The organism is Burkholderia sp. Tr-20355, assembly GCF_017104685.1.
GTDB classification, from domain to species: domain Bacteria; phylum Pseudomonadota; class Gammaproteobacteria; order Burkholderiales; family Burkholderiaceae; genus Burkholderia; species Burkholderia seminalis.
Genome location: NZ_JAAGPK010000088.1, coordinates 1 through 20,012 on the forward strand (window position 1 = coordinate 1; position 20,012 = coordinate 20,012).

A 20,012-nucleotide genomic window follows, 5' to 3' on the forward strand; every position below is an offset into this window, starting at 1 on the left:
TGCACACGCTGCCCGCGAGCACGAGCCGCAGCGGCGTCGCGCGCCAGCCGCCGGCCGCGGCGATCGCGCACGCGGCGGCGGCCAGCCCGCAGACGAACAGCAGCGGCACCGACGCGACGCCCGCCAGCGCCGGCACGAGCATCGCCGCGAGCAGGCCGAGCTGGGCGCCGCCCGTGACGCCGAGCAGGTCGGGCGACGCGAGCGGATTGCGCGTGAGCGACTGGAACAACGCGCCGGCGATCCCGAGGCAACCGCCCGCGACGAGCGCGGCCGCGACGCGCGGCAGGTTGAGGTCGAACAGGAACACGTGCGCGAGCGCCGCGGCATCGCTGCCGGGCGCCGCGTCCCACCACACGCGCAGGTCGGGCGCGACACGCAGCGCCGCGAGTACGGCGATCAGCGCGACAAGGCCGAACGCGATCGCGCCGGCCCGCCCGGTAGCCGCGCCCTTGCCCGCCGCCGCGAGGCGCTTGCGCATCGCGAACGTCGTCATACGGCGAGATCCCGGTCGAAGACGCCGGCCGCCCGCGGCGCGCCGTCGGTGGTCGGACCGTAGGCCGGTACGCACATCGGCGCGCCCGTCTGCGGATGCGCGAGCTTCAGCATGTCGACGCCGAACGCCGCGCGCAGCCGCGCCGGATCGAGCATCGCGTCGGGCGTGCCCTGCGCGACGAGACGGCCCGCGCGCATCAGCACGATCTCGTCGCTGTACGCGGCCGCCTGGTTCAGGTCGTGCAGCACCCATACGATCGTCAGCCCGCGCGTGCGGTTCAGCGTGCGCAGTGCGTCGAGGATGTCGAGCTGGTGATGGATGTCGAGATAGGTCGTCGGTTCGTCGAGCAGCACGATCGGCGCCTGCTGCGCGAGCGCCATCGCGATCCACGCGCGCTGGCGTTCCCCGCCCGACAGCGCGCCGACGTCGCGCTCCGCGTCGTCGGCGAGGCCGCTCGTGTCGAGCGCCTCGTCGATCGCCGCATGGTCGGCCCGCGACAGGCCGCGCAGGAAGCCGCCGTACGCATAGCGCCCGTAGGCGACGAGTTCGCGCACCGTGAGGCCCGACGGAATCTGGTTGAACTGCGCGAGCATCGTCAGCTCGCGCGCGAGCGCGCGACGGCGAAACGATGCGAGCGGCCGGCCGTTCACTTCGACATGGCCGGCACGCGCGGGCTGCAGGCCCGCGAGCGTGCGCAGCAGCGTGCTCTTGCCGCAGCCGTTCGGTCCGCACAGCGCGGTGACGCGGCCGGCCGCGATCGACAGGTCCAGCCCGTCGATCACGACATGGTCGCGATACCCTACCGACAGCCCGCGCGCGGCAAGCGCGGCGGTACTACGCGTCATCAATCCTCCGTTCGGTCGCGCGGGACCGTATAGCTCTGCGCCATCGCGACGACGACCTTGCGCGGCCCCTCGAACGGGTCGCGCGCGTGCGCGGTCAGCATGTTGTCGAGCATCAGCACGTCGCCGGTGCGCCACGGGAACACGATGCGCTGCTGGTCGAGCACGCCGCGAATCTCCGCGAGCGCGTCGGCCTCGAGCGGTTCGCCGTCGCCGTAGTACACGTTGCGCGGCACGTTCTCGAGCCCGACCGCATCGACGAGCGCTTCCTGCATGTCATCGTCGAGCGCCGACAGGTGGAACAGGTTCGCCTGGTTGAACCACACGCGGTCGCCGGTGCGTGGATGGCGCGCGACGGCCTGGCAGCGTTCGCGCGTGCGCAGCAGCAGCTCGCCGTCGTCGTCGGTGCGCCACGCGCATTCGATGCCGCGCGCCGCGCACATCCGCTCGACCTCGGCCGGCTCGTCGGTGCCGAACGACTGCTGCCACGGCAGGTCGAGCCCCTGGCCGAAATTGCGCACGTACAGCAGCTCGCGCTTCTTGAAACGCGCGACCAGCGCCGGATCGAGCGCGCGATATACCGCGCGACTGTCCGCGATCGGCGTGGCGCCGCCCTTCGGCGCGGCGAGCGCGCAGTGGAACCAGATCCGCAGCGGCCATTCGCGCGTGTACGACTGCTCGTTGTGCAGCGGAATCGCGCGGTGCGGCGGATATTCGGTCGACGTGTAGACCGCGCCCTCGACCTGGCTGCGCGGCGTCGACGCGTATTCATAGCCGATCAGCGGATCGCCGAACGATGCCGCGAACTGCTGGAACGCGTCGATCGACGGCACGTGAAAACCCGTGAACAGCACACCGCCCGCCCGTTCGAGCGTGTCGGCCGCGATCTCGCGCGCGAGCGGCGCGACATCGTCGATCGACATCCCGTCGCCGCCGCGCGGCGACACGACGGTGGGCAGCCCCGGCTCGATACGCAGGTCGTCGAGCGTCGGCAACGAAAGCAGGGTCATGCAACGTCCTCTTCAGGTGGCGCGCCGGATCACGGCGCAGCAGGTCACGATGCGCGTGTCGCGCGCTCGCCGTCCATCGCGCGGCGCAGGCTCGCCGGGCGCATGTCGGTCCAGACGGTCTCGATGTGCGCGAGACAGTCCGCCTTCGGGCCGCTCACGCCGACTTCGCACCAGCCGGCCGGCACGGGCCGGAACGTCGGCCAGATCGAATACTGTTCTTCGTCGTTGATGACGACCGTGTAGACGAGATCGTCGGTGTCGGCGGTAGGCGTCGGGGCTTGCGTCATGATCGGAAATCGCTGAGGCGGTTGAAGGAGGCGAAGCGGCGGTTTCGGCCGCTCCTGCCTGATAGACGATTGGCCGGCGCGTTTTTTTACCGCCGCCGCGCGCGGCCGCCCAGGAACACCGGGCATGCGACGCCGCGATGGCACGCGTCGAGGCATTCCGCGCAGTGGCGCTCCGCGTCGCGCACCATGAAATGCACGAGCGTCTGCGATACGTTCAGCGCGCGCGCCGCGGTCTGCAGCGTTTCCTCGCGCAGCCGCACCATCTCGAAGGCCGCGCGGCTGCGCGCCGGCAGGTCGTCGAGTGCGGCCCACACGCGCCGCAGCGTGTCGCGCGTCATCAGCGCGGCTTCCGGTGTCGGCTCGGGCGACGGCACGTCGAAGCCGTCGTCCTCTTCCGTGTGATAGACGTTTTCGAGGCTTTGCCGGCGGCACGCGTCGATCGACGCATTGCGCACCATCCGCGTCACGTACGCGACCGGCTGGCGCACCGCGTCCTGGTTCGGGAATTCGACGAGCTTCACGAACACGTCGTGCACGACGTCCTCGGCGCGGCTCGCGCACCCGACGAAGCCGCGCGCGACATTGACGAGCATCGCGCGATGCGAGATCAGCACATCGAGCAGCGCGCCCTGCGCGCGGGGCTCCGACGCACGGCGCGTACGCGGCGCGGCGCGCGGCGGCAGGTCCGGACAACTGCCGAGGAACGGGTTCGCCGCTGCCGCCGCCGGTCGGTCGAGCACTTCCGCCATGGCCATCGATCTGCTCCGTCTAATTCCGAGATAGCGCAATTTAACGTAAACGCAAATCATTCTCAATCCGATTACAGGATGACCCTTTCAGTTGTCAGGATTTGTCTGAACAATCGACGGAATCGTTGTGCGGGCGGAGGGAGCGTGCGTTCGTCCGGCGTACCCGGCTTGCGGGCGGCCGACGCGATCTTTCACGCGCCTGACGAAACGCCTGCACGTGTCATGGGCGGTAGCAACTTCTTACTACGTGAAATTTTGGGGGCTCGTACGATCGACTTGCCGTTTCCAAGGGAGAAAACCATGAAATCCATCGTGTTGTCCGCTGTCATGGCTGGCGCGTTGTCGAGCGTGATGCTGACCGGATGCGTTGCCTACCCCGGCCCTGCCGAAGTCACGATCGGCTGGCATGGCGATCGGTACTGGGACGGCAATCGCTATTGGGAGCGCCGCGACTGGGAAGCCCGGCACCCCGGCCCGCGTGACGACCGCCGCGACGACCGTCGCGACGATCAGCGGCCGCAGTGGTAAAGAAAGGCCGCTCCCCTGATCCGCCATTCAACGACAGGAACTCGACATGAAAACGCTACTGAAAACCCTGACCGCCGCGGCCGTCGCCGCCGCCGTGCTCGTACCGGCCATGGCCGAAGCGCATCCGCATCGCGTATGCCACTTCGAGCATCACCACCACAAGGTGTGCCGCTGGGTGCGTTGAGCGCCGTGCGGCAGATGCGGAAAAGCGCCGGCAAGCCGGCGCTTTTTTATCGTCGCGACAGGAACGGACCGGATGGCCGGGCGCTAGCGCTGCCAGTGCTCCGGCGCCAGCCCTGCCTGAAACGACAGGATCACCGCGAGCCCGGCGCCGTTGATACCGTCCGCCAACTCGACCGCCCCTTCGCGAGACTGCGCGATTCGACATGGGAGGGCGACGCGTCGCGCTGGTAAAAGCCAGCGATCGTCTTCCCGGCCGCACTGACCGTCGCACCATAGTCGTGACCGCCGCGCGGCCCGCCGAGGTCGTCGAGTACCGTCAACGCATACCCGCCGACCGACATCGTCTGCGCATGCGCCGCGCCCATCGTCGAGACAACGAACAGGACGGCCATCGTGGTGCCCTTCAAGCGTATCCCGTCTCCTCCGGGACAAAACGCCCGGCTGTCGCCCCTCGCATTCGCCCGCGTCAGTAGATGAACAGCCGGATCGTCGCCGTCGCGTCGAACCGACCAATCTTCGGCGGCCCGAACGACTTCAGCACCGCGTCCATCAATACGCTCTGGTTCATGACGTTGGACGGGAATTGAGCCAGGTTGAACTGTTCGTTGAACGGAATCGCCTTGCCCTGACTGTCCTCGATGCCGATCCCGAAATTACTGTCCTTCGCGGGCACCAGCAAGCCGTTCTGCACCGGATAGCTCGTTTCGAAGTACCCGTCGACGCGTACCGCAACGTTGCATTTCTTCGTCAACGACAGCGAAAACCGCTTGCGCGGCACCGCCGGCAGGAAGCCGTTGCCCACCGCCTGCACCTGCCCGAAATTGACGATGCCCGGCTCGGGAGTCACGAGCACGTCGACGAAGCACGGTGTCGGCTTGAGATTGCGTAGCCCGCTCAGGCGGTACTGGAAGCTCGGGTTGTAAGCATTCAGCCCGAACTCGCCGTCGAACTGGAACACCGTATAGATGTCGCTCGGCGGTTGAACCCAGTTGCCCTTCTTGCGTACGACAACCTGATAGTCGATGCTGATTCGCGTCTGCTGGCAACGCTTACGGTCGAAGTCGTACCTGCTGCACGGCGGCACCGAATAGCCGGTGAACACCCCACCCCCGCGGTTGCTGGTCTTGTCGAAGTAATCGACCCCCTGGTAGCGGATACCGATCTCGAGCCCCCATGCGGCAGGATTCGTGCGGTTCGGATTCGCGTAGAAATAGATGTTGTCGACCACTTTCAGGCTGCTGTCGTCACCCAGGTCCTTGTAGCAATAACCCGAGGTTGTGCGCACGGGCGACACCCAGATCACATAGCCGTCCGGCGCATCGGTCGGATACGACGCCACGCCGCCGATTGGCTCCGTCAACGAAGTTGCGCCGCTGTTGGTCAGGCAGCGCAGCGCCCAGGCGGGCTGCACGGCCGCGACCAGCAGCAGGAGCACGATCCAGCGTAACCAGGCCGCGGAGGATGCCCGAAGATGCATTCGCCCGCTCATTTCTTCACGCTCCTGCAGGCACCGGCGTCGCACGCATACTCGACCGCCACCTGGCCGCCGTAATCGTCGATATGCGTGACGAACAGCGTCGACGGCGTCGCGGCCTTGAACGGCACGTCGGCCGTGCTCATCGGGCTCACCATCACCGGCTCGATCGGCACCGGCGTCTTCTGCGCGCCCGCGCTCACGTCGACCACCGTCACGTGATACGGCGTCGGGTTGTCGAACACCAGCTTGTGCGCGGCCGCGTCGACGCGCAGCGTCATCGGCAGCGTCCAGTCCTCGTCGCGCGCGGGCTGCACGGCCTTCGGCCGGTAAAACAGCTTCATCTGCGTATGCAGTGCGATCTGCAGCGTGTTCGGCGTGTCGGTCTTCGGCGGCACTTCGCGGATGTTCAGGTAGAACACCGATTCCCGGTCGGCCGGCAGCTCGGTGCCCGGCAGCTTCGCGATCCGCAGCACGTTGCGCTCGTTCGCCTCGACGCGCTGCAGCGGCGGCACGACCATCAGCGGCGTCGCGATCTTGTTGCCCTTCGTGTCCTCGAGCCAGGACTGCACGAGATACGGATACGTCGTGCTCTTGTTGGTGATCGTGACGATCGCCGCCTGTTCGCCTTCGTTGAAGATCACGCGCGTGCGGTCGGGCACGATCGCCGCCTGCGCGGCGCCCGCGAGCAACGTACCGGCGGTCGCGAGCACGCACCATGCGCGCCGCGAAAAGGAAAGGGAGAAAGCGTTCTTCATCGCTGGATCCATGAAATCATCGTTCGACCCGCGCGGCCGCTGCATGCGACTCGCCGGACGTCTGGCACGTCACCGGGATCGGCGTGCCTTCGAGTTGAAGCTGGTTCGGCAGTGCATCGACCGTGCAGAGCGTGCGTTCGCCCGCGCGCACCGCCAGCGTCGACTTCGGCTGAACCTGGGTCAGGAACGCCGCACCGCCCTCGCCGACGATGCCGAGCTCCTTGCCGTTCGCCGCGTCCTGCACCGACGCCCCGAACGGCAACGGCTTGCCGGCTGCATCCGTCAGCGTCAGGTACAGGTTGCTGCCGCGCGCGGCGGAGAACTTCACGAAGCCGATCGCACCATCGGTCAGCACCATGCGCTGGATCGGGTTCGTCACCTGCACTTCGAGCGGCAGCTTCTCGACGTTGACCGTCGCGTCGTACACGTTGTACGGCGAGATGCCGTCGAGCACCGCGTAGCCGCGCGAATCCGTACGCGCGAGCGTGCCGGACAGCGGCACGTCGGGCACGCCGTCGGTCGACACCAGCAGGCGCGTATCGCCCGCATTGCCGTTCGCGTGCGCGGACACGCCGTACTGCGTCGCGACGAACGAGCCGTCGACTTCGAGCGACGCGGCCGCGTAGGCATTCGCGAGCGTCGACGCCTGCGCGGTGAGCTGGTACGCCGACGTGCGCTGGCGGAAGCTCGCGTTCGCCGACGCGCGGCCGTCGGTTTCACCCGCATTGACCTGATAGGTGCGGCCGGCCAGATCGTCGTAGATATAGCCGGCGTTCACGCTCGTGCTGCCGCTGCCGGTCGTCAGGTTCGACGTGACCGTGTGGCGACCGCCGATCGGCAGCGTGGCGGTCACCGAGAACTGGTTGCCGCTCGCGCCCGCGCTCTGCGTGCGAAACGCCGACACGCTGACGTTCAGGTTGCGCAGCGTGCCGATCGAGAACGCACGCGTCAGCGTGAGGCCGACACGCTGCTCGGACGAACGCGCCCAGTAGGTCGTCTGGTCGTATGAAAAATAGGTCGACGTGTCGCCGAAACGCTTCGACATCGTCGCCGAATAGCGCTGCTTGCTGTTGGCAAGACCGTACGCGGTCGGGTCGCCCGAGAATTGCGCGAAGTTCGTGTACTCGCGCTCGGAAAAGCGATAGCCGAAGAAGCGCACGTCGGCATCGAGCCCGTCGAAGTGCTTCGAGTAGTTGATGCGATACGAGTTGCCGTTGCGCGTCGCGCCGCTCCACCACAGCCGTGCACGCGCATGCGTGACGTCGGCCGACACCGCGCCGAACGCGCCGAAATCGCGGCCGACGCCGAGCGCGACCGACGTATAGCCCGATGCCGCGATGAAGCCGCCGTAGGCGGTGATGTCGAACGGCAAGCCGTACGCGATTTCGCCGAAGCCGAAGAACGGCGTGATGCCGGCGCCGCCGAACAGGCGCGGCTTGCCGACCGCGGCCTTGTAGCGCAGCTGCCCGGTGCGCGCGAGAAACGGCACGGCGGCCGTCGTCACCTGGAAGCGCTGGACGCTGCCGTCCTCCTCCTCGACCGCGACGTCGAGCGTGCCCTGCACGCTCGTGTTGATGTTCTGCAGCGCGAATGCGCCGGGCGACACGCGCGTCACGTACAGCACGCGGCCCGCCTGCGACACCGTCACGGTCGCGTTGGTGCGCGCGACGCCCGAGATCAGCGGCGCATAGCCGCGCAGCGAAGGCGGCAGCATGCGGTCGTCGCTGCGGATCGACGCGCCGGTCAGCGCGAACGTGTCGAAGATGTCGGAGGTCAGGTAGTCGTCGCCGAACGTCACCGTCGACTGGATCGACGGCAGCGCGCGGAATGCATACAGCCGGCTGAAGCGGAACGTGCGGTCCGCGTACGCCGTGTTGCCCACGTTCGATTGCGCCTGGTAGTCGCCGCGAAAGCGCCATGCATCCCAGTTCGCGCCAACCGTCCCGTAGGCCTGGACCGAATTCGTCTGCCCGCCGCCCGCACCGAAGTTGCGGTTCGTGTTGGCGATCACGCGATAGTCGAGCATCGCGCCCGGAATCCCTTCGGACCAGCGCTCCGGCGGCAGATAGGTCGAATCGGTGAATTCGAGCGCGGCTTGCGGAATCGTGATCTTGAGCCGCCCGTCGCTCTTCAGGTAACGCACGGTCGCGCCCTCGATCGCGCCGAGGTCGACGCAACGTCCGCCCTGGAAGCGCGGCAGGTCCTTCGCGAGCGACGGTTTCAGCCCGAACTGCGCGACGAGTTCCGGGGGCAGGCACGGCTTGCCCGCGCCGGATGAGTCGAGCGCGATGAACTGGATCGCCTGCAGCCCGTAGAACAGGTCGTTGACCTGCACGTCGAGCATGTACTCGCCCGGTAACGTGAAGTCCGCCTGCGAGAACTGCGACAGATCGACATTGTTCGTGCCGTCGATGTTCAGGAACGACGAATTGAATTCCGTCGCATGGCTCTGGCTGCCGACGACCAGCACGGAGACGCAAAGGAAGGAATGTCTGATTCGCACGCGGCGCTACCGGAAGTCCAAGAAGAAGAAAACGGGAGGAAGGAAGAAGGAGGAAGGGATGCGCGCATCCCTCCTCCGGTACGGCCGCTTACTGGTAACGGACCGTGAAGTTGGCGACGCCGTCGGCGGTACCCGGCGTCACGCCGGCTGCCGTCGCTTCGTACATCGCTGCGAAGCGGGCGATGTTCGTGCCGTTCTGCAGCACGGTCGGTGCCTTTTGCTCGGCGCCGTTGTCGAGGTATTCGCCCGACGCCGCCTGCAGGCGGATGCCGACGTTGGTCGCCGAACCGATCGTGGCGAGCAGCTTCGGCTGGCCCGCGCTCGACGTGCCCGTGAACGTGAAGTAAGCGTTCTGCGCGATGCTCGTGTCGCAGTCGGTCAGCTTGATGTCGAAGTTGGTCGGCGTGGACTTGTCGCCGGCTTGCTTGAACACGTTGGTCGGCACCTTGCCGAGGTTCACGGTCTGGTTGACCGAGCCCGAGTCGATGCCGCATGCGCCCGCGACGATCTCGCCCGTGAAGTTGATCGTGCCGGTGCCCGCTGCGAAGGCCGAGGTGGACAGGGCCGCGAGTGCGACAGCGGTCAGGATGGATTTTTTCATGACGTTTCCCGTAAGGAGTGCAAATGGAATGGACGACGTATCGGACACAAACGGCAGCGCATGGCGGCTCCCGTCCGACACGAGGCGGCATTATCGAGATAATCGTGAAAGTTTTCTGTAAATCATTGTCAAATGCTTATGACAATCTCCGATTTACCCCTCTTGAACCACATTCCTTCCGCTCGATTTCCAATCCCGCATTTTCCATCCGCAGTCCTTCTTTATTTCACGGAACCGATTGAAGATTAAGGGAAATTCTTTCCGATAACCGTCGACACCCCGCATCGCCCCGCCTGTATTGACCCCGGCAATCACCGCCAATCAAAAGACAAAATATTGTCCAATGCCGCCATCGTTGTCCGGAGACAACGGCAATCTCAAATCATTTTCAACTGACAGGAAATTAACCGAGGTATTTAACCAATACGGAATCGCCGCGCAAACGATTGCGAAAAGATACAAACGTTTTACTGCGACACTTTGCCGCCATGATTAATTCCAATTCATTGATTAATCCATTCGTCAATTGCCCATTTGAAATCGCACGCTTGCGCGGTCATCGGAACGCGATTGGCCGGCCCGGAGGAACGAGACGAAGAGACGAGAATGCAGCGCATACGTTTGCGCCGGCAGGCGACACGAGCGGTCGCCGGATGCGGGTTGCCGCGGAAGGCGCGCGTGCGCCCCGCCGCGAAATGAATCACACCTGGAGGATTCGCCGGACAGCGAAAGGAAGTGCCGACAGCGACCGGCGATACGGCCGGCAGCACGACTGTCGCGGCGGCGGCCGCACGCCGGATCGTACCGCCGCCGTCATGTCGTGCGGTGCGCCGCGGCACCGGGCGACGACACGCATGTCACGCGGAAATCGCCGCCTCGGCCGAGGCCGGTGTCCAGCCGCCACCGAGCGCGCGGTACAGCGCGATCGCATTCGCGAGCCTGAGCTGCTTGAGCCGGATCAGCTCCTGCCCCGACTCGTACGTGCTGCGCTGCGCGTCGAGCAGTTCGAGATACGTCGCGACACCGCCCGCATAACGACGCTCGGCGAGCTTCAGCCGCGCGCCGTCGGCCGCATACACCGCCTGTTGCGCGGCAAGCTGGCGATCGATCCAGTCGCGCGCGGCGAACGCGTCGGCCACTTCACGGAACGCGGTCTGCACCGCCTTCTCGTATTCGGCGACCGCGATGTGCTTGCGTGCGTTCGCGACGTCGAGATTCGCGCGATTGCGGCCGCCCGCGAAGATCGGCAGCGTGATGCGCGGCGCGAACGTCCATACGCTCGTGCCGGCCGAGAACAGGCTCGAAAACGCGTCGCTGACCGAGCCGTAGTCGGTGGTCAACGCGATGCGCGGAAAGAACGCCGCGCGCGCGGCGCCGATCTGCGCGTTGGCGGCCTTGAGCCGCGCCTCGGCCTGCCGGATGTCCGGCCGCCGTTCGAGCAGCGCGCTCGGCGCGCCCGGCGCCACCGGTGCGATCGACAGCGTGTCGAGCGCGCTCGCGTCGTCGAGCACGTTGCGTGCGAAGTCACCCGCCAGCAGCTGCAGCGCCCGCACGGCCTGCGCATGCTCGCGCTGCAGCGCGGCCTGCGAGGCACGCGCGGAGGCCACCAGCATCTCGGCCGAGCGCAGCTCGATCGCGTCGCTCGTGCCGGCCGCATAACGACGCTGCGTGAGCGCGGCCATGCGTTCGCGCGCATCGAGCGTGCGCTGCGCGAGCGCAAGCTGTTCGTGCAGCGAGCGTTCCGACACGTACGCGCCCGCCACTTCGGCGATCACGCCGATGCGAACCGTGCGCTGCGCGTCGGCCGTCGCGAAATACTCGGCAAGCGCCGCATCGGACAGGTTGCGCACGCGGCCGAACAGGTCGAGCTCGTACGCGCTGACGCCGACGCCCGCGCGGTACAGCCCGCTGATCGCGCTTTCGCGCACGACCGGGTCGTACTGGCGGGCGCGCTCGTAGCCGAGATTCGCATCGACCGACGGCATCAGGTCCGCGCGCTGCACGCCGTACAGCGCGCGCGCTTCGTCGAGCCGGCCGGCCGCGATCCGCACGTCGCGGTTGTTGGCGAGCGCGGCGTCGATCCACGCCTGCAGCGCCGGATCGGTGAAATACGCGTGCCAGTCGTCGAGCAGCGCGGCATCCCGCGCCGCAACCGGTTCGGCGGCCGGCGCCGCGCTGCCGTCGACCGGCGCATAGCTCGACGGCACCGGTGCCGCGGGCCGCTCGTAACGCGGGGCGAGCGAGCACCCGGCGAGCGCGAGCGCGGCGACCAGCGCGAGCCGAACCCGCAGCGCCGCGCGTGCATTCAGCGCAACCATCATTGCGAACCCTCCATCGCCGCCGGCCGCGCCCCGCCGCGCCGGCGCGGGCCGACGTCGAACAGGCGGCCGACGATCACGAAAAACAGCGGGACGAGGAACACCGCGAGCACGGTCGCCGTGATCACGCCGCCGAGCACGCCGGTGCCGATCGCCATCTGCGCGCCGGACGCGGCGCCCGACGCGAACGCGAGCGGCAGCACGCCGACGCCGAACGCGAGCGACGTCATCACGATCGGCCGCAGCCGCAGGCGTGCGGCCTCGAGCGCGGCGTCGACGAGCGACATGCGCTGCGCGACGAGATCCTTCGCGACTTCGACGATCAGGATCGCGTTCTTCGCGGACAGCCCGATCGTCGCGATCAGCCCCACCTTGAAATAGATGTCGTTCGGCATCGCCCGCAGCGTGACGCCGAGCACCGCGCCGATCACGCCGAGCGGGACGACCAGCATCACCGCGAACGGGATCGACCAGCTCTCGTAGAGTGCCGCGAGCGCCAGGAACACGACGAGCACCGACAGCGCGAACAGCATCGGCGCCTGCGCGCCCGACAGCCGCTCCTCGAACGATTGCCCCGACCACGCATAACCGATGCCGGCCGGCAGCTGCGCGGCGATCCGCTCGATCGCGGTCATCGCCTCGCCGCTGCTGTGGCCTGCCGCGGCCGAACCGTTGATCGTGAACGACGGATAGCCGTTGTAGCGCGTGAGCTGCGGCGGCCCGAGCGTCCAGTGCAGCGTCGTGAACGCCGCGAGCGGCACCATCTCGCCGCGCGCGTTGCGCACGCGCAGCTTCTTCACGTCGTCCGGATCGAGCCGGTGCAGCCCGTCGGCCTGCACCATCACGCGCCGCACCTGCGTGCCGTGCATGAAGTCGCCGATATAGTCCGAACCGAACATCACCGCGAGCGTCGTATTGATCTCGTCCATCGACACGCCGAGCGCGGACGCCTTCGCGCGATCGATGTCGAGCTTCAGTTGCGGCGCATCCTGCGTGCCCGCGAACATCAGGTCGGTCAGCGCACGGTCCTTGCCGCCCGCGGCGAGCAGCTGTTCGCGCGCGGCGCTGAACGTCGCGTAATCGAGCCCGCCGCGGTTCTGCAGCCGGAAGTCGAAGCCGCTCGACGAGCCGAGATCGGGCAGCGCCGGCGCGTTCATCGCGAACACCGTGGTGTTCGGCGTGCCCGCGAATCGCGCGTTGATGCGCGCGACGATCGACTGCACGTGATCGCGTTCCGCCTGGCGCATCTTCCAGTTCTTCAGCGTGACGAAGATCATCCCGCCGTTCGGCCCTTCGCCGTACAGGTTGAAGCCGCCGAGCGCGAACGTATACGCGGCCGGCTCATCCTTGCGGATATACGACTCGACCTCGCGCACGCTCTGCATCGTTTCCGCGAGCGGCGTGCCTTGCGGGCGGATCACCATCACCATGAAGTTGCCCTGGTCCTCGTCCGGCAGGAACGCGGTCGGCAGCTGCGCGAGCATCAGCACCGCGGCCGCGATCAGCGCGCCGTACACCACGAGCCAGCGCACGGGCTTCTTCAGCATCGTGCCGACCCGCGTCGCGTAGCGCTGCGTCGCACGCGCGACGAAACGGTTGAACCAGCCGAAGAAGCCGCGCTTCTCGTGATGGTCGCCGGACACGGGCTTGAGCAGCGTCGCGCACAGCGCGGGCGTCAGCGACAGCGCGAGGAACGCGGAGAAGCCGATCGACACCGCGAGCGACAGCGCGAACTGCCGGTAGATGTTGCCCACCGCGCCGCCGAAGAACGCCATCGGCACGAACACCGACGTCAGCACGACGGTGATCCCGACGATCGCGCCGCTGATCTGCTTCATCGCCTTGACGGTCGCGTCGTACGGCCCGAGCCCCTCCTCGACCATCAGCCGCTCGACGTTCTCGACGACGACGATCGCGTCGTCGACGAGGATGCCGATCGCGAGCACCATCCCGAACATCGTCAGCACGTTGATCGAGAAGCCGGCCGCATACATCACGCCGAACGTGCCCGCGAGCGCGACCGGCACGACGAGCGTCGGGATCAGCGTCGCGCGCAGGTTCTGCATGAACAGGAACATCACGAGGAACACCAGCACGCCGGCCTCGATCAGCGTCGTGACGACCTTGTTCATCGACACGCGCACGAACGACGAGGTCTCGTACGGGATCTGGTACTTCACGCCCGGCGGGAAGTACCGGGACAGCTCGTCCATCGTCGCGCGCACGCGTTTCTCGGTCGATACCGCGTTCGAGCCCGGCGCGAGCTTGATGCCCATCCCGGTCGCGACCTTGCCGTTCACGTACGACGGGTAGTTGTAGTCGTTGCCGCCGAACTCGACACGCGCGACGTCGCGCAGGAACAGCGCGGAGCCGTCGGCCTGCGTGCGCAGCGCGATCGCGCCGAATTCGGCCGGCGTCTTCAGCGGTGCATCGGCGAACACGGTCGCCGCGATCGGCGCGCTGGCCGGCACCGCGCCGCGCCCGATGTCGCCGATCGTCACGCGCGCGTTGTGCGCGCGCACGGCCGACGCGATGTCCGACGCGGTGAGGCCGTGCCCGGCCATCTTCACCGGGTCGGGCCAGATCCGCATCGCGTACTCCGCGCCCCAGAACTGCACCCGGCCGACACCCTCGACGCGACGCAGCGCCTGCACGACGTTCGCCGATGCATATTCGCCGAGCTGCACGTCGGTCATCCGGCCGTCGTCGGACGTGAGCGACACGACGAGCTGGATGTTGTCGGCGGCCTTCTCGACCTGGATGCCGTCGCGGCGCACCGGTTCGGGCAAGCGCGCCTCGACCGTCTTCAGCCGGTTCTGCACTTCGACGGCCGCGAGATCGGCGTTCACGCCCTGCTTGAACGTCAGGTACAGCGACGCCATCCCGACGCTGCTGGTGGCCGACGTATACATCAGCCCCGGCGCGCCGTTCATCTCGCGCTCGATCAGCGCGGTCACCGATTCCTCGACGACCTGCGCGGACGCGCCCGGGTACGTCGCATAGATACTGACGACGGGCGGTGCGATGTCCGGGTACTGCGCAACGGGCAGCGCGCGGATCGCGAACATGCCGCCCAGCATGATGAAAATGGCGATCACCCACGCGAAGACGGGGCGATCGATGAAGAAACGTGCCATGTTGGTTTGAACCGGTCAGGTTTGACGGGCGGCCGCCTGCGAAGCGGCCGCGGCCGGCGCCGCCTTCGACGGCGGCGACTTCTCGACGGGCTTGACGGCCGTATCGGGCGCGAACTGCGACGCGTCGTCGACGATCACGCGTTCGCCGCCCGCGAGGCCGCGCGTGATGCGCCAGTCACGGCCGCTCATCTGGTCGGCCGTGACCTCGACGTCCTTGACCTTGCCGTTCGTGCCGACCACGCGTACCGACGTACGGTCGGCGGTGCGCAGCAGCGCATCGCGCGGCACGAGGATCGCGCGCTGGTCGACCGCCGTGTCGAGCGCGATCCGCACGTACGCGCCCGGCAGCAGTTCGCGCTCCGGATTCGGGAACAGCGCGCGCATCGCGACGGTGTCGGTGGTCGGATCGACCGCGAGATCGCTGAACAGCAGCTTGCCCTTCAACGGATACGCGGTGCCGTCGGCGCGCAGCAGCGTCACCGCGACGTCGTGCTGCGCGATGCCCGTCGCGCGCCCGCTCTTCACCGCGCGGCGCAATGCGTCGACATCGGCGGCCGGCTGCGAGAAGTTCACGTAGATCGGATCGAGCTGCTCGACGGTCGTGAGCGGCGTCGCCTGGTCCTGGCCGACGAGCGCGCCTTCGGTCACGAGCGCGCGTCGCGCGCGGCCCGCGATCGGTGCGGTGACGGTGGCATAGTCGAGCTGCAGTTGCGCACGCGCGAGCTCGGCCTTCGCCGATGCGACCTCGGCCTTCGCCTGCGTATCGGCCGCAACGGCTTCGGTATGGTCGCGCTCGCTCACCGCGCGGTCGCGCACCAGATCGTCGTAGCGGCGGCGCTTGTCGCTCGCCGCGAGCGCCGCGGCCTGCGCTTTCGCGAGCGCGCCCTGCGCGGCGTCGCGGGCGGCCTTCAGCGGCGCGGGATCGATGCGGAACAGCACCGCGCCCTGCTTCACTTCCTGACCTTCCTCGTAGGTGCGCGCGGTGACGATGCCCGCGACCCGCGCGCGCACTTCCGCCTGCCGGTACGCGTCGAGCCGGCCCGGCAGTTCGACGGTCATCGGCACGGCCGTCGGACGTACCGTCACGACGGTGGCCTGCTTCGCGGTCTCCGGCGCGGCGTCCTTGTCGCCCTTTCCACATCCGGCCAGGGCCAGCACGGCCGCCAGCGCGAACGGCGCCAGCCCGTGGCGCGACAGGGAGCGATTGTTATTCATGTGTGACCTCGGATCGTTCGCCGCCGATACAATGCGGCGGCTCAGGGTGGCCGATTATAATCAGTCACGACTGATTAAATACTTTCCGTTTCAATCTGACCGACACACTGTCTCAATAAAACGACAGCGAATTGTAAGGAGCTTCACGACATGGCCCGCAAGACCCGGGAAGAATCGCTCGCCATCAAGCACCGGATCCTCGACGCCGCCGAGCTCGTGCTGCTCGAGAAAGGCGTCGCGCAAACCGCGATGGCGGACCTCGCCGAGGCCGCCGGGATGTCGCGGGGCGCCGTCTACGGCCATTACCGCAACAAGATGGAAGTGTGTCTCGCGATGTGCGACCGCGCGTTCGCGCGCACGTCGGAAGGCTTCGACGCGGGCGACGGCCTGCCGCCGCTCGCCACGCTGCGGCGCGCGGCGTCGCACTACCTGCAGGAATGCGGCGCACCGGGCCCGATGCAGCGCGTGCTGGTGATCCTCTATACGAAGTGCGAGCAAAGCGAGGAAAACGGCGCGCTGCAGCGGCGCCGCATGCTGCTCGAACTGCAGATGCTGCGGATCACGAAGGCGCTGCTGCGCCGCGCGATCGCGGCCGGCGAAATCGCCGCCGATCTCGACGTGCACCTGGCCGCCGTCTATCTCGTGTCGCTGCTCGAAGGCGTGTTCGCGTCGATGATCTGGACCAACCGGCTGCGCGGCAATCTGTGGAACGACGCCGAAGCGATGCTCGACGCCGGTTTCGACACCGTCCGGACATCGGCCGCGTTGCGCGTTCGCGCGCAAAAATTGCCAGGCCAGTGAAAAACGTCGTAACAAATGCTGATTTAGCCCGATTTACCGCACTGCGAAACGAATGAGCTGACCCTCTTTAAAATTTTTAACGTTTCCCGGAACATCGGTAGACTGACGCTGTCATCTTTCTTTAGCGTCTTCGTGATAACCGGGTTCGACCCGGTATGCACGCCGCCGTTCGAAGCGGGCTCGCCCCGTATGTTGGGTCGAACGGAAACGACACAGGCCCCTGGCGGGGCCTGTTTTGTTGCACGCCCGCCGCCCGCCCCGTCGCCGTTCGACGGATGAGCCGCCGGCGGCCCCTGCCCACACCCCTTTGAACCGCTTTCCTGGATGTGGACACCTTGGTCAAGTCTGCCGCTACTCCTGATGCTTTCGCGCCCGGCCGCGCGCAGCGCATCGCGCGCGCGCTCGTGCCGGCCGCCGTGCTCGGCGCCCTCGCCGCATTCGGTCTCGCCGCCGCGCTGCCGGCCGTATCGCAACTGCCCGGCGCCGTCGATTCCGGCACGGCCGCGCTGCCGCAGCGCGTACTGTCCGACACGCCGTTTCCGACCGCGCAGCATTTCGTGACGAGCGAACTCGCCCGCACGATCGGCGAGCGCAACGAACATGTCGATCTCAACGACCGCAGCCAGCAGCCGGGCCTGTTCGCCCCGCTCAGCGCGCACCGCAACGACATGCTCGGCTATGCGAGCCTGTTCCGGTTCGCGGCGCCCGAGAACCAGAACGGAATGCGCGCGGGCGACATCGAACTCACGCTGTCCGACACGCTGAACCGCCTCGACGTACCGCCCGAAGTGCGCATCCAGCTCGGCGATCTCGTCACCGGCAAGGTCGCGATGCGCGCAAGCGCGCAGCGCGGCGACTACTACCGCGTCGCGTTCGACACGAACGACGGCACGCCGCGCCTCACCGCGCTCGAGCTGCGCGTCGCCGGCCGCACGTTCGGCGCGATCTGGTTCCGTGCGCCGGGCGCCCAGCACGGCGCGTACTACACGCTCGACGGCGCGCCGCTCGAAGCGGCCGCGTTCACGATGCCGGTCAAGTGGACGCGCATCAGCTCGTTCTTCGGCGAGCGCATCCATCCGCTCTCGCAGGCGATGGCGTTCCATACGGGTGTCGATCTCGCCGCGCCGAGCGGCACGCCCGTCGATGCGGCGGCCGACGGCGTCGTATCGTTCGCCGGGTTCGATCCGGGCGGCTACGGCCGCTACGTGATCGTCGATCATGCGGACGGCTACTCGACCTACTACGCGCACCTGTCCGCGTTCGCGCGCGGGCTCAAGGTCGGCGAAACCGTCAAGCAGGGCCAGCGCATCGGCTCGGTCGGGATGACGGGCGCCGCCACGGGCCCGCACCTGCATTTCGAGGTGCGTGTCGCGAACGATCCGGTCGACCCGCTCGTCACGCTCGCCAGCGCGCAGACGGCGCTGTCTGACATGCAGCTCACCGCGTTCCGCCAGGAAGCCGCGCAATGGCGCTTCCGCCTCGCGTCGATCAATACGGCGCCGTTCGCGTTCGCGCAGAACGACGGGCCGCTGTGGGGCGATTTCGCGACCGACAAATCGACGCTGCGCGCGGTCTTCAATACGCACTACTCGGCGTCGTAACGCGCGTGCCGCTGCGTCCGGCGCGCCGTTACTGCGCGGGTTCCGTGCACTCCGCCGCCTGCACGGCGCGTTGCGCGCGCGGGCGGCGCGACAGCAGCCAGCGTGCCGCGCCGTCGAGCGACGTGCACAGCACCAGATAGATCACCGCGACGAACAGGAAGATCGGCGCCGGATACACCATCAGCCGGTTGTTCACCTGCGTCGCGACGAACGACAGCTCCGGCACGCCGACGATATACGCGAGCGACGTGTCCTTCACGAGCGCGACCCACTGGTTGACGAACGACGGCGTCATGATCCGGATCGCCTGCGGCAGCAGCACGTAGCGCACCGTCTGCCAGCGCGTGAGCCCGAGCGACAGCCCGGCCTGCCATTGCCCGTCACCCGCCGCGACGATGCCCGCGTGCACCGCATGCGCGAGATACGCGCCGCCGATCAGGGCAAGCGCGCACACGACCGTCGCGAGCCCCGGCACGTCCATGTGCAGCAGCACGGGCATCAGGAAATACGTCCAGAAGATCAGCATCAGCACCGGAATCGCGCGGAAGAAGCCGATGAACGCGAGCAACAGCACGCGTGCCGGGCCGCGTGCGAGTGCCATCGCGACGCCGAGCGCGACACCGAGCACCGCCGACGCGATGGCGGACGCGATCGCCAGCACCAGCGACAGCGCGGCACCGCCCAGCGGGCCGTCGGGATATGCGCCGACGAGCAGGTACGGCAGGTTGGAGAGGAGCAGCGAAAGGTCCATCGTCACCGCCCCGCGCCGAGCCGGTCACGCCATTGCGTGGCCGCGTACGCACCGGCCTCGATCGCGGCCACCGCCGCGACGTACAGCAGCGTCGCGACGCCGAACGCGGCGAAGGTCTTGAACGTCTCGGTCTCGACCTGCCTGGACGCATACGACAGCTCGGCCACGCCGATCGCCATCGCGAGCGACGAGTTCTTCACGAGATTCATGTACTGGCCGAACAACGGCGGCAACGCGATCCGCACGGCCTGCGGCAGCACCACGTAGCGCAGCGACTGCATCGGCGTGAGGCCGAGCGCGGCGGCCGCGTCATGCTGCGCGCGCCGCACGCCGCGCAGGCCGGCTTCGCACTCCTCGGCGACGAACGCGGCCGTGTAGGCGCTCAACCCGACCCAGCCCGCGACGAATTCGAACGACGGCCACGCGAGCGTGAACGGACCGGCGCTCACCGCATGGCGCGCATTCAGCCACGCGATCCACGTGTCGGGCAGCAACGACGCGACGCCGAAATACCAGAACAGCAACTGCACGAGCAGCGGCGTGTTGCGAAATGCGACGATGTACGCGGCGGCGGCCGCGCGCGGTGCCGCGCCGCGTGCATGACGCATGACGGCGAGCAGCAGCCCGCCGACGGTCGCCGCAACGGCCGACGCGGCCGCGAGACCGAGCGTCAGCAGGAAGCCCTGCCAGAGCCAGGACAGATATTTGGGAGCCAACCCGAGCATGTCGTATGACGGGCGCGAAACGCGCGATCGAAAGAA

General features: G+C 67.7%; 20 protein-coding genes. 5 read left to right on the forward strand and 15 right to left on the reverse strand.

Annotation, left to right across the window (positions count from 1 at the left end):
* The 5 genes from G3N62_RS21545 to G3N62_RS21565 all read right to left on the reverse strand — a co-directional run.
* Positions 1-493 (reverse strand): iron chelate uptake ABC transporter family permease subunit (locus tag G3N62_RS21545; protein ID WP_206141294.1); only part of this gene is annotated, 493 nt, incomplete at its 3' end.
* Positions 490-1,338 (reverse strand): ABC transporter ATP-binding protein, encoded by an 849-nt coding sequence (locus tag G3N62_RS21550; protein WP_069705159.1) that lies wholly within the window; start codon positions 1,336-1,338, stop codon positions 490-492. The genes G3N62_RS21550 and G3N62_RS21545, both read right to left, overlap by 4 nt.
* On the reverse strand, positions 1,338-2,345 hold the full coding sequence (locus tag G3N62_RS21555; RefSeq protein ID WP_034186925.1) for a TauD/TfdA family dioxygenase: 1,008 nt from the start codon (positions 2,343-2,345) through the stop codon (positions 1,338-1,340). The genes G3N62_RS21550 and G3N62_RS21555 overlap by 1 nt, the downstream gene beginning before the upstream one ends.
* A gap of 44 nt (positions 2,346-2,389) precedes the next feature.
* Positions 2,390-2,632 (reverse strand): MbtH family NRPS accessory protein, encoded by a 243-nt coding sequence (locus tag G3N62_RS21560; protein ID WP_124669092.1) that lies wholly within the window; start codon positions 2,630-2,632, stop codon positions 2,390-2,392.
* 86 nt (positions 2,633-2,718) lie between these two features.
* Complete coding sequence (locus G3N62_RS21565) at positions 2,719-3,387, reverse strand: RNA polymerase factor sigma-70 (RefSeq protein WP_124669093.1); 669 nt, start codon at positions 3,385-3,387, stop codon at positions 2,719-2,721.
* Between the two features lie 294 nt (positions 3,388-3,681).
* On the opposite strand from G3N62_RS21565, the gene G3N62_RS21570 reads away from it, so the two are divergent.
* Together G3N62_RS21570 and G3N62_RS21575 are read left to right on the forward strand one after the other, a co-directional pair.
* On the forward strand, positions 3,682-3,909 hold the full coding sequence (locus tag G3N62_RS21570; protein ID WP_034187028.1) for a hypothetical protein: 228 nt from the start codon (positions 3,682-3,684) through the stop codon (positions 3,907-3,909).
* 46 nt (positions 3,910-3,955) lie between these two features.
* On the forward strand, positions 3,956-4,093 hold the full coding sequence (locus G3N62_RS21575) for an HHHH-motif protein (RefSeq protein WP_167361868.1): 138 nt from the start codon (positions 3,956-3,958) through the stop codon (positions 4,091-4,093).
* Positions 4,094-4,223: 130 nt separating this feature from the next.
* Here G3N62_RS21575 and G3N62_RS21580 read toward each other — a convergent pair whose 3' ends face one another.
* The 5 genes from G3N62_RS21580 to G3N62_RS21600 all read right to left on the reverse strand — a co-directional run bounded on the left by G3N62_RS21580 (position 4,224) and on the right by G3N62_RS21600 (position 9,428).
* A complete protein-coding gene (locus tag G3N62_RS21580) occupies positions 4,224-4,499 on the reverse strand; it encodes a hypothetical protein (RefSeq protein WP_059557746.1) in 276 nt (91 codons plus the stop codon).
* A gap of 59 nt (positions 4,500-4,558) precedes the next feature.
* Positions 4,559-5,569: a fimbrial protein gene (locus G3N62_RS21585; RefSeq protein ID WP_167361867.1), complete on the reverse strand. Its 1,011-nt coding sequence runs from the start codon at positions 5,567-5,569 to the stop codon at positions 4,559-4,561.
* Between the two features lie 8 nt (positions 5,570-5,577).
* Positions 5,578-6,324 (reverse strand): molecular chaperone, encoded by a 747-nt coding sequence (locus G3N62_RS21590; RefSeq protein WP_059557861.1) that lies wholly within the window; start codon positions 6,322-6,324, stop codon positions 5,578-5,580.
* Positions 6,325-6,340: 16 nt separating this feature from the next.
* Positions 6,341-8,794, reverse strand: coding sequence for a fimbria/pilus outer membrane usher protein (locus G3N62_RS21595; protein WP_124669094.1), 2,454 nt, complete (start codon positions 8,792-8,794; stop codon positions 6,341-6,343).
* 121 nt (positions 8,795-8,915) lie between these two features.
* Positions 8,916-9,428, reverse strand: coding sequence for a fimbrial protein (locus G3N62_RS21600; protein WP_034186931.1), 513 nt, complete (start codon positions 9,426-9,428; stop codon positions 8,916-8,918).
* A gap of 23 nt (positions 9,429-9,451) precedes the next feature.
* Between G3N62_RS21600 and G3N62_RS21605 the strand changes: the two genes are divergently transcribed.
* On the forward strand, positions 9,452-9,670 hold the full coding sequence (locus tag G3N62_RS21605; protein ID WP_206141295.1) for a hypothetical protein: 219 nt from the start codon (positions 9,452-9,454) through the stop codon (positions 9,668-9,670).
* A gap of 615 nt (positions 9,671-10,285) precedes the next feature.
* Here G3N62_RS21605 and G3N62_RS21610 read toward each other — a convergent pair.
* Genes G3N62_RS21610 through G3N62_RS21620 form a run of 3 tightly spaced genes read right to left on the reverse strand, consistent with a single transcriptional unit; the run spans position 10,286 to position 16,098 of the window.
* Complete coding sequence (locus G3N62_RS21610; RefSeq protein ID WP_124669181.1) at positions 10,286-11,746, reverse strand: efflux transporter outer membrane subunit; 1,461 nt, start codon at positions 11,744-11,746, stop codon at positions 10,286-10,288.
* The gene (locus G3N62_RS21615; protein ID WP_124669095.1) at positions 11,746-14,883 is read right to left on the reverse strand and encodes a multidrug efflux RND transporter permease subunit; all 3,138 of its coding nucleotides are present in this window, start codon (positions 14,881-14,883) and stop codon (positions 11,746-11,748) included. The genes G3N62_RS21610 and G3N62_RS21615 overlap by 1 nt, the downstream gene beginning before the upstream one ends.
* 15 nt (positions 14,884-14,898) lie before the next feature.
* A complete protein-coding gene (locus G3N62_RS21620; RefSeq protein ID WP_034186934.1) occupies positions 14,899-16,098 on the reverse strand; it encodes a MexX/AxyX family multidrug efflux RND transporter periplasmic adaptor subunit in 1,200 nt (399 codons plus the stop codon).
* Between the two features lie 150 nt (positions 16,099-16,248).
* Here G3N62_RS21620 and G3N62_RS21625 point away from each other — a divergent pair, with 150 nt between their 5' ends.
* Together G3N62_RS21625 and G3N62_RS21630 are read left to right on the forward strand one after the other, a co-directional pair.
* On the forward strand, positions 16,249-16,899 hold the full coding sequence (locus tag G3N62_RS21625; RefSeq protein ID WP_124669096.1) for a TetR family transcriptional regulator: 651 nt from the start codon (positions 16,249-16,251) through the stop codon (positions 16,897-16,899).
* 335 nt (positions 16,900-17,234) lie between these two features.
* Positions 17,235-18,500 carry a M23 family metallopeptidase gene (locus G3N62_RS21630; protein WP_034186936.1) on the forward strand — a complete coding sequence of 422 codons (1,266 nt, stop codon included), beginning with the start codon at positions 17,235-17,237 and terminating at the stop codon, positions 18,498-18,500.
* 28 nt (positions 18,501-18,528) lie between these two features.
* Here G3N62_RS21630 and G3N62_RS21635 read toward each other — a convergent pair whose 3' ends face one another.
* Positions 18,529-19,251, reverse strand: a complete 723-nt coding sequence (locus tag G3N62_RS21635) for an amino acid ABC transporter permease (protein ID WP_034186937.1) — start codon at positions 19,249-19,251, stop codon at positions 18,529-18,531.
* 2 nt (positions 19,252-19,253) lie between these two features.
* Positions 19,254-19,976: an amino acid ABC transporter permease gene (locus G3N62_RS21640; protein ID WP_069705165.1), complete on the reverse strand. Its 723-nt coding sequence runs from the start codon at positions 19,974-19,976 to the stop codon at positions 19,254-19,256.
* Positions 19,977-20,012 lie beyond the last annotated feature (36 nt).